Annotated in this window: 6 protein-coding genes; all 6 read left to right on the top strand. The window is 42.9% G+C overall.

Features of this window, described 5'->3' with window-relative positions:
* Positions 1 to 227: 227 nt before the first annotated feature.
* Positions 228 to 638: an IS66 family insertion sequence element accessory protein TnpA gene (gene tnpA / locus H6A13_RS11725; RefSeq protein WP_204909746.1), complete on the top strand. Its 411-nt coding sequence runs from the start codon at positions 228 to 230 to the stop codon at positions 636 to 638.
* A complete protein-coding gene (tnpB, locus tag H6A13_RS11720; RefSeq protein ID WP_204909745.1) occupies positions 632 to 973 on the top strand; it encodes an IS66 family insertion sequence element accessory protein TnpB in 342 nt (113 codons plus the stop codon). Before tnpA ends, tnpB begins: the two co-directional genes overlap by 7 nt.
* 142 nt (positions 974 to 1115) lie before the next feature.
* Positions 1116 to 2732 (top strand): IS66 family transposase, encoded by a 1617-nt coding sequence (gene tnpC, locus H6A13_RS11715; protein ID WP_204909744.1) that lies wholly within the window; start codon positions 1116 to 1118, stop codon positions 2730 to 2732.
* 189 nt (positions 2733 to 2921) lie between these two features.
* On the top strand, positions 2922 to 3149 hold the full coding sequence (locus tag H6A13_RS11710; protein ID WP_204909743.1) for a helix-turn-helix domain-containing protein: 228 nt from the start codon (positions 2922 to 2924) through the stop codon (positions 3147 to 3149).
* Positions 3133 to 6306: a helicase-related protein gene (locus H6A13_RS11705; protein ID WP_243424788.1), complete on the top strand. Its 3174-nt coding sequence runs from the start codon at positions 3133 to 3135 to the stop codon at positions 6304 to 6306. Before H6A13_RS11710 ends, H6A13_RS11705 begins: the two co-directional genes overlap by 17 nt.
* Positions 6307 to 9855 carry an Eco57I restriction-modification methylase domain-containing protein gene (locus H6A13_RS11700; protein ID WP_204909742.1) on the top strand — a complete coding sequence of 1183 codons (3549 nt, stop codon included), beginning with the start codon at positions 6307 to 6309 and terminating at the stop codon, positions 9853 to 9855.
* The last annotated feature ends 117 nt before the right edge of the window (positions 9856 to 9972 follow it).

Raw genomic sequence — 9972 nt, 5'->3', positions numbered from 1 at the left:
TGTGTGATTTTATCCATGGCACTAACTCCTTTAAAAAACTTGTAGTTTTCTGGAGTTATTATCTCATGGAGCGAGGAAACTAGCACGGTACTGAGAATTTACCGTGTACTCTTGTTTTATTAGGTAAGCGCCAAATATTCCTGCGGATTTCCTGATTCTCAAGTTTTGCCTATAATTGTAGTCGAAAGATATTTAGACTATTTCACTACAATTATGGAGGATAGGTTATGGCAGGTACTCGCAAAGCCCGTGTTCCGATGGCGGAACAAATACGGCTTATCAATGAATGCCGCCAGAGCGGCATGACAGATGCTGACTGGTGCCGTGAAAACGACATTGCAGTAAGTACCTTTTACAACTGGGTCAGCCGCTGCCGGAAAGCCGCAGCGGATCAGATCCCAGCAGCGAATTACGGTCATCTTGAGGTCCCCCGCCCGAAACAGGACGTGGTTCCCATTGACATTGTTCCGGATCACACTCCGGAACAGCATACAGCATCACAGATGCTAAACTCGCACCTTGACAATTCACATACGATTGAAGTTGCTATGAAGGATATCACGGTCCGTATCAGCAATGATGCAGATCCAATCCTGCTCACCAGGACATTCCGTTTGCTGCAGGAGCTCTCATGTTAGGTGACATCTCCGGGCTTGAAAAGATCTACATTGTCTGCGGCTATACAGATATGCGCAAGTCCATTGACGGACTCTGTGCCGTGATCGAGGATCAGCTTAAGATGGATCCCTCGTCCAGTGCTCTCTTCCTTTTCTGCGGAAGAAGACGGGACAGGATCAAAGCCTTGTTCCATGAAGGGGACGGCTTCGTTCTGATCTATAAGCGGTTGTCTGTTCGCGGCGGCTATCAGTGGCCCAGGAAGCAGTCGGAGGTCCGGAATCTTTCCTGGCGGGAGTTTGACTGGCTGATGTCAGGGATTGATATTGACCAGCCCAAGGCCCTCAAAGCGGAGTAATAAACACTTGGATATCGGCAAAAAACTTGCACAGAAAAACCCGGGAATTCCTTGTAAATTCGGCGTTTTTCAGGAGTTGTTTCCCTTTAGCAAATGGTTCTTTTCTGGTATAATAAAGGTATCAAATCCGAGGAGAGAAACGATGGCTTCCAGTGCGAAAGATATCCCGCTTCGAGAGCTGAAAGATACAGTATCACAACTGAAAACAATGGTATCTGAACAGACTGAGCTGATCAAATCTCTCCGTCTTGTTATTGACGAAAAATCCAGTCACGAGAAAGCGCTTCAGGAACAGGTAGATTATCTGACCAAAAAGCTTTTCGGCTCATCCAGCGAAAAAAGGTCCGATGACATTCCGGGACAACAGAATCTCTTCGATGAAGCGGAAATGGAACAAGATTCATCTCTGCCGGAAGAAGAGACCGTGATCAGGGAACATGCCCGTAAAAAGAAGGCAACCCATGAGGACCTTTTCAAAGGTCTGAAGGTTGAAAAGGTAGTGGTCCCTCTTCCGGAAGAAGACCAGATCTGCCCGGTCTGCGGTACGCAGATGGTGCTGATCGGCGAGGAGTATGTCCGCCGGGAGCTGGAGTTCATTCCCGCTACATGCAAGGTGATCGAATACTACAGCCAGAGCTACGGATGCCCATCCTGCAAGGAAGGGTCTGGCGATACAGAAAAACCTGTGATCATAAAGTCTCAGGTGCCGGATGCTCTGGTAGGGAAAGGGCCTGCCTCTGCTTCCACTGTTGCATGGACCATGTATCAGAAGTATGCCAACGGGCTTCCGCTATACCGGCAGGAGAAAGACTGGAAACAGTATGGGGCTCAGATCAGCCGTACTACTCTTGCCAACTGGATCATCTACTGTTCCCGGAACTATTTCCAGCCAATGTATGATTACTTCCACCGTGAGCTGCTGAAACGCAGCTTTGCAATGGCAGATGAAACCCGGGTTCAGGTATTGAACGAGGAAGGGCGCCGAGCCCAGACCCAGTCGTTCATGTGGCTGTTCCGAAGCGGCGAAGACGGGCTTCCGGCGATCATCCTGTATGGATATTCCCCGACCAGGAGCGGCAGCCATGCCAGAGAGTTTCTGGAAGGCTACAACGGATATCTGGAAACAGATGGATATCAGGGATACAATCATCTTCCAGGAATCCGGCGCTGCTCTTGTTGGGCGCACATCCGCCGATACTTTATCGATGCCGTTCCCAAAGGGAAACAGTATGACTACAGTCAGCCGGCAGTGCAGGGAGTCCAGTACTGCAACCGGTTATTCACCATTGAGGACTCCATTAACAAAAAGTATCCCGGTGATTATGAAAAGCGGAAGCAGCTGCGTCTCGAGAAGGAAAAACCCGTTCTGGAGGCTTTCTGGTCGTGGCTCGATCAGCAGAAACCAGTCAGGAACAGCCGGATGGATAAGGCAGTAAACTATGTCCTTAACCGGCGTGATACAGCAGAGACCTATCTGGAGGACGGACGCTGCAGTTTTACTAACAATCTCAGCGAGAATGCAATCCGCCCATTCGCAGTTGGCCGTAAGAACTGGCTGTTCAGCAGTTCTGTTGATGGTGCGAATGCAAGCGCAGTGGTCTATACAATGGTTGAGATGGCAAAAGCACACGATCTGAATATTTACGGATATCTTAAATTTCTGCTGGAACACCGGCCGGGTAAAGATATGACAGATGAACAGCTGGCAGAGCTGGCGCCTTGGAGTGAAAAACTCCAATCTATCAAAAATCGCATGTGAATTATAGTGAATTACTCCAACTCGCAAAGGGCTGGGGTAATTTTAAATTTTACCGCAGTATTATTTGGCGCTTACTTTATTAGCAGTAGAAGGATTGGTGTTTTACTGAGAAACTTTAGAAATATATGTTGAAAAATTCACGATTTCGAGCTATTCTGTTAGTGGATTTGCTTGAGAAAGAGGTGGAATATGGCGGTAACATACAGCAGATTGCTAAAAATGTTAATTGACAGGAAAATGTCAACAGCACAGCTACGGAATCGAGCCGGAGTGAGTGCTAATATTATTACGCGTTTAAAAAAGGACGAGTATATCTCCCTTGAAAGCATAGAGCGAATTTGTACTGCGTTGGACTGCGGTGTGGATGAAATTCTCGAATTTATTCCGAAAGGTGGCACCAATGATGATGCAAAATGATTTGAAATTCTTTACGAACGAACCGGAGCGAGATTTATATAGTCGTTTTGCGGCAATTTTGAAAAGTAACACGCAGTTTTTCGATGTATTGGTCGGTTATTTTCGCACAAGCGGATTCTTTAAGATGTATCAGTCCCTTGAGGCTGTGGAGAAAATCAGGATCCTAGTAGGATTAAATGTGGATCAGTTTACAGTAAAAATTCTTGATCGTACCAGAGACGAAATAAAATATACAAAAGTTTCTATGCAGGAGGGCAAGGAGATTATTGCCAACGAGGTTGAGCATGAGTTTGAAACAGGATCCACTACGGAAGAGGTTGAGAAGGGGGTACGGGTATTTATTGACTGGCTGAAATCTGGTAAATTGGAAATGAGGATGTATACGGAAGCGCCTCTTCATGCCAAGGTCTATATTATGCGTAAGGATCCAGAAAAGGTATTTGATCAATTTGGCAGTGTTATTACCGGATCAAGTAATTTCTCAGAAGCCGGACTTATGAATCATCTAGAATTCAATGTGGAACTCAAGGATTCGGCTGATGTGCAGTTTGCCCTTGATCGCTTTGAGAAGTTATGGGAAAAGGGGGAAGATATCCGAGATACATACATCGAAACTGTGGAGCAGCGAACATGGATGAAGTCGGATATCACCCCTTATGAGCTGTATCTGAAAACCTTATATGAATTTTTTAAAGAAGAGATTAATTCCGATAAAGAGAATTTTGAAACACTTCTTCCTCCGGGATATATGAGTCTGCTTTATCAAAGGGATGCTGTTATTTTGGCAAAAAAGAAATTGGACGCATATAATGGAGTGTTTATTTCTGATGTCGTTGGTCTGGGAAAAACCTATATTTGTGCAATGCTTGCCAATACCTTCCCGAGAAGCGCGTATAAGCTGATTGTGTGTCCACCCGTGCTTGTGGATTATTGGAACAGCGTATTACAGGAATTTGATGTAGCAAGATATGATGTGGTTTCCCTTGGAAAGATGGAGCATATCATAGCTAAAGGCATAGACAAATACAGCTATGTCTTTGTGGACGAAGCACACAGATTCAGAAACAGTGATACAGAGAGCTTTACGCAGTTGCATCAGATTTGCCGTGGGAAAAAAGTTATATTGATATCTGCCACACCGATCAACAACTACACAAGCGATATCGAGAATCAGATATATTTATTTCAATCCAAACAGAATGGAACTATCAATGGAATAAAAAATATCGAAGGTTTCTTTCGGGCATTGAATTCCAAGGCAAATCAGTTTCCGAAAGGTTCCGCCGAGTATTTAAAACAACTCAGAGAAAATTCGGAACTGATTCGCGATAAACTGCTCCGCGAGGTTATGATCCGAAGAACTAGAAAAGAGATACAGGAGTATTACGGGGAAGACCTTAAAAAGCAGGGACTGACGTTTCCGAAGGTAGGAAGCCCGGAGAAAATTATATATGAGTTTGACGAGGAGACGGATCAGGCATTCTCCGAGACCATTGCCGTCATCAAGGATTTTAAATATTCCAGATATACACCATTGCTGTATCTGAAGGATAAAAAGAAATATGCTCAGATGTTGGCTGCTCAGAGAAACATGGGAGGTTTCATGAAGGGCATTCTGGTAAAGCGACTAGAATCGAGCTTCTATGCGTTTAAAATGTCGCTGAACCGTTTTATTGAATCCTATGAGAAATTTATTGGAATGCTCAGAAGTGGGAAGGTTTATATCAGCAAAAGCGTAAATGTCTATGACCTTTTGGATAGTGGAGATACGGAAAAGCTTATTTATCATATTGAGCAAAACGATGTGATGGAATTCAAGACCAATGAATTTGAAGCCAGATTTATCCGCGACTTAGAGTCAGATCTTTCGCAGCTAAAGTATTTGCAGGATTTATGGCATTTGATTGAGGTGGATCCAAAGCTTGATGAGTTTAAGAGAAACTTAAGGACACACAAAGCCATGCTAGGGAAGAAGATGATTCTCTTCACGGAGTCAAAGGAAACGGCTACATATTTGGAAAGTAATTTAAAGGAAATCTATGGCGAGCGTGTAGTCGCGTTCAGTGGTCAGAGTAGTGCTATCTTAAAATCAGAAATAGAGGATAGTTTTAATCCTAAGAACCGGGAAAAAGGAAAGGATAAATATGACCTTCTGATTACAACGGATGTTCTGGCGGAAGGTATTAATCTGCACCGGGCAAACGTTCTAGTGAATTATGATCTCCCTTGGAATCCTACTAGGATCATGCAACGTGTCGGACGTATCAATCGTGTTGGAACGGAGTATGACCGTATTTATGTATTCAATTTCTTTCCGACCAGACAGAGCAACAGTCAGGTACCCATGAAAGACAGAATTCTGGAAAAGCTTCAGCAGTTTCATGATACCTTGGGTGAAGATTACAAATATCTTTCCGATGAGGAGGACGTGTCGCCGAAAAAACTTTTCTCAGATCTTAATAAAGATTTGGACGATGATGAGGAGAGTTCAAATCCAGAATTAAAGTATCTCACGATGATCAGACAGATTAGAGATGATAATCCGCAGTTGTTCTCAAAAATTAAGCGATTTCCTAAGAAGGCAAAGGCCGGAAAGACATCTCAAATTATTGACCATAATGCTACCATCAGCTTTATCAGACAGGGAGCATTGAAAACATTTTTTTACAGCGACGATGAAAAGGCACAGCAGATGACTTTTATGGAAGCAATCACATATATAGAAGCTTCCCCTGTTGAAAAAGGAGTATCTGTGAGCCAGGACTATTACCGACACTTCGAGAGCAATGATAAGGCTTTTGATGATATGCTGTCTGTGGAGGGAACCGTTACTACAGAAAAAGTAATGGTAACGGGAAATGACGCCAAAGTTATCAAGCTTCTCAAAGCGATAAAGGCAGATCCGAGGCTTACAGACGATCAGGAGGAGAAGCTGAATGTTCTGATTACAAGATGGGAAGCCGGGGAAATTCCTGCCAAGGTTTCTAAGGATGTTGTAAAGCGGAGTAAAGTTGTCACGGACGTGCTTGAGTTTTACTTTGAGATTATAAAGCTTGTGCCGGATACCTATTTTGAGGAACAGAAAAAACAGATAAACCAGCAGAATGAGGATAAACAGGTGATCCTCTCCTGCTATATGAAAGCGGGTAAGAGATAGATGAATGCGACGACAAAACGAATGGAAGAGATACTGATGAGCCCATACAGTACAGACAATTACGTGGAGCTGATCAATGAAATATTTTCAACCGTCCGGATGATTGCTCCGGACATACTGCATGAAGAACGATCTAATTTTTCCTATCATATTGCAGGCTCTACCCATGTGGGGACTTACAATACTCCAGATGGTAAGCTGCTTTTGATATTTGCGGTAAAACTGCAAAAACAATCCGGGATTGAACGTGCCAGAAGTATGCAGAGAAACTTTGCAAAAAAGCTGATAGAAAGTGGAAACGCGGACGCTGCACTGGTTGCCTTCTATGCAGAGGATGATCCAAAGTGGCGGCTTTCTTTCGTGCGGCTTGACTATGAAATGAAGATAGAGAATGGAAAGCTGAAGGCTACGGAGAAGCTTACGCCTGCAAAACGATATTCTTTTCTTGTAGGTGACAAGGAACCTTGTCACACGGCGCTTTCTCACTTTCATAGCTTTATTGTTGATAACAACTCCAATCCAACGCTTGACGAACTGGAAGAGGCTTTTAGTGTTGAAAGGGTAACGCAGGAATTTTTCGATCTCTACTGTGAAAAATACCAGCAGTTACGCGACTGGCTCGTGAGTAATGAGGATTTTATTGCAGAATCTGAGCGCTGCCACTTTACAGTTGAGCAGTTTGTCAAGAAACTTTTAGGGCAGATTGTGTTCCTTTATTTCCTGCAGAAAAAAGGCTGGCTAGGTGTGGGTGTGTGGCCTCATATGCTGACAGAAAAGGAATATAAAAATCTGTTTTTTACCACTGGTGCACAGGGACGGATTATCAAGGAATATCTGCCGGCTCTTTATGAACAATCAGGAGAAAATTATATCAAGACAAGCAGATTCCGTTCTGCCCTAGACCGGATTCCAGATGATGCAGAAGAGCTGATTGCCAACAAAATGCCGCACAGCAGAAATTGGGGGAGTGGTTCACAGACCTTCCTTAGAACGCTGTTTGATTATGCAGTGAAAAATGGCGGGCATTTTTATGAGAAGTATCTGGAACCGCTCTTTTATGACACATTAAGTAAAAACAGAGGCGTGATGGGCTATACACCGATCTTGCACTGCCGCATACCGTTCCTCTCAGGGGGCCTTTTTGAGCCGATTGATGGCTTTGACTGGAAGTCAACACGTTTTGATATTCCCGACGAGATTTTTTCAAACAAGAAATCTCCAGATGATAGGCAGGCGGACGGGATTTTGGATATTTTTGACAGGTATAACTTTACTATGAGTGAGGATGAGCCACTTGAACGGGAGGTTGCTATTGACCCTGAGATGCTGGGAAAGGTATTTGAAAATCTTCTGGAGGTAAAAGATCGCAAATCCAAGGGTGCGTTCTATACGCCGCGTGAAATTGTACATTATATGTGCAGGGAATCGTTGATCAATTACCTGGTGGGACAGACGGAAATTTCGGAATCTGCCGTCCGAGATTTTATTCTTTACGGTGATTTCATGAAGGATGAGGATACCGTGAAATCCAAACGTCAAGGACAGAGGGATATGTTTATCTCCGAGGAAATTTTTAAGGTCGATGATGAGGGAAACGTTGTGGTAAACCGCCTTGACGATATGGATCAGGCTCTTATGTCCGTGCGCGTGGTGGATTTGGCAGTGGGATCTGGAGCATTTCCACTGGGCCTCTTGAATGAGATTGTTAGGGCAAGAGAGACACTCACAGAGTATATGGCGGTAGCGGCAAGAAGCAAGGCTGTGTCCGAAAGGCAGGCGGCGTTTATGGTACGTGAGCTACGCTCCCAGAGAACGCCCTATGACTTGAAAAGATACACCATCAAGAACTCCATTTTTGCGGCGGATATTGAACCATCTGCAGTGGATATTGCGCAGTTGCGTCTGTGGCTGTCGTTGGTGATTGATGACGAAATTAATCCAAATGCCCAGTCGGAGCTTGATGGGCATGTGAACCCGATGCCGCTTCCAAATCTGGAGTGCAATATCCTCTGTGGGAACAGCTTGGTAGATGAGTTTGAGGGGACACAATTGGTGTTGCAGAGCGATCTGATCGGTACAGCAAAGGAAGGGGAATCCTACAGTTGGTACCAGCAGGCCTGGGAGACTATGCTGCCGAAATTGATTGATGCCCAGGACCAGCTTTTCTACTGTGACGACACCATAAAAAAACAGGAAATTATAAACAGAATTAATGCCATACGCCATAAAATGATAGGTTTGCAGCTTGAAACACTTCCAGAGGATAAGCGGGAGGAATTTTATGCCGCAGACAAAAGAGTATCCAAGCCGTTTGTTCTTTGGCAGCTGGAGTTTGCGCGTGTGTTTTATGAGAAGGGTGGGTTTGATATTGTAATAGGAAATCCACCATACGGATTATTGAACAAAAAGCAAAACCAAAACACAAGTATTTTAGCTACACCAGAAGAAATCAAGTATTACAAAGAACATGTCATATACAAGCCTGCAAAGGGTGGCATGATTAATATATTTAGACTGTTTATTTGTAAATCACATTCGTTACTTCGGGAAAATGGTCATTTGTCATTGATTTTTCCAATGGCGTTTATGTGTGATTTGAGTTCATATGAGTTAAGAAAATTTATTTTTAACCAAGAATCAGTGCAGTATATTGAAGCGTTTCCTGAAAGGGACAATGAAAGCAAACGCGTATTCAAGTCGGCAAAGATGTCTGTATGTATACTAGGAAGCAATCGTGGAAATGCAGATCCAAACAGAAAATTCTTGATGAGAATTAATGATGATAAATATGTTAATATTGCAAATGAGCAGGTCGAGATATCTCCATCAGATATAGGGTTAATTGACAGCAAAGCACTTACCATTCCGCTTGTGAATGCGCAGGAACTATCAATTTTACTTAAGATGTGTAAAGACGCACAAAGAATGAAGGATTTCTCAAAGTGTTTTACTGGCGAGATAGATCTCTCTTTGGATAAAAAGTATGTAAAACTGGAATCTACATATCATAGAATGCTCAGAGGTGCACAGGTTCAGAAATATTTTATCACTGACCATATTAGTCAGGGAGACATTCTGTATTTAGATTCGGAACAGTACTCCAAGAATGTTCATACGCCACGAAGTCAGCATTATAAACAAAAACGAATAGTCATGCAAGGTATTACAGGAGTTAATGAAAGAAACAGATTGAAAATGACATTAATTGATAGCGGCATATATTGTGCTAATTCAGTTAACTACTTGATGCCGACTGAAAATATCGAGTTTTTATTGGGTTTATGTAATTCTCATTTGTTGAACTGGTTTTTTAAGAAACTTAGCACTAATAGTAACGTAAATGGCTATGAAATTGATAATTTACCAATTGTTCTAGCTCCTAATGACATAATAGAAAAATGCAGTAATTTGGTAAAGGAATTGCTTAAAACGGTAAATGATAATAATCGCCAGAATGACAAAGTGGAAACGGAACTAAATGACATTATTTATAATTTGTATGGCTTATCTTTGGACGAAAAAAATATAGTTGAAGCAAGTATGGTATAGTGAAAAAGCGTACACGGTAAATTCTCAGTACCGTGCTAGTTTCCTCGCTCCATGAGATAATAACTCCAGAAAACTACAAGTTTTTTAAAGGAGTTAGTGCCATGGATAAAATCACAC

This window comes from Mordavella massiliensis (genome assembly GCF_016902415.1).
GTDB classification, from domain to species: domain Bacteria; phylum Bacillota; class Clostridia; order Lachnospirales; family Lachnospiraceae; genus Merdimonas; species Merdimonas faecigallinarum.
This window is presented reverse-complemented; position numbering and strand designations above follow the sequence as displayed.

Coding starts and splice junctions, on each gene's coding strand:
- tnpA (WP_204909746.1), top strand. CDS start 228: ATGGCAGGTACTCGCAAAGCCCGTGTTCCGATGGCGGAACAAATACGG.
- tnpB (WP_204909745.1), top strand. CDS start 632: ATGTTAGGTGACATCTCCGGGCTTGAAAAGATCTACATTGTCTGCGGC.
- tnpC (WP_204909744.1), top strand. CDS start 1,116: ATGGCTTCCAGTGCGAAAGATATCCCGCTTCGAGAGCTGAAAGATACA.
- H6A13_RS11710 (WP_204909743.1), top strand. CDS start 2,922: ATGGCGGTAACATACAGCAGATTGCTAAAAATGTTAATTGACAGGAAA.
- H6A13_RS11705 (WP_243424788.1), top strand. CDS start 3,133: ATGATGATGCAAAATGATTTGAAATTCTTTACGAACGAACCGGAGCGA.
- H6A13_RS11700 (WP_204909742.1), top strand. CDS start 6,307: ATGAATGCGACGACAAAACGAATGGAAGAGATACTGATGAGCCCATAC.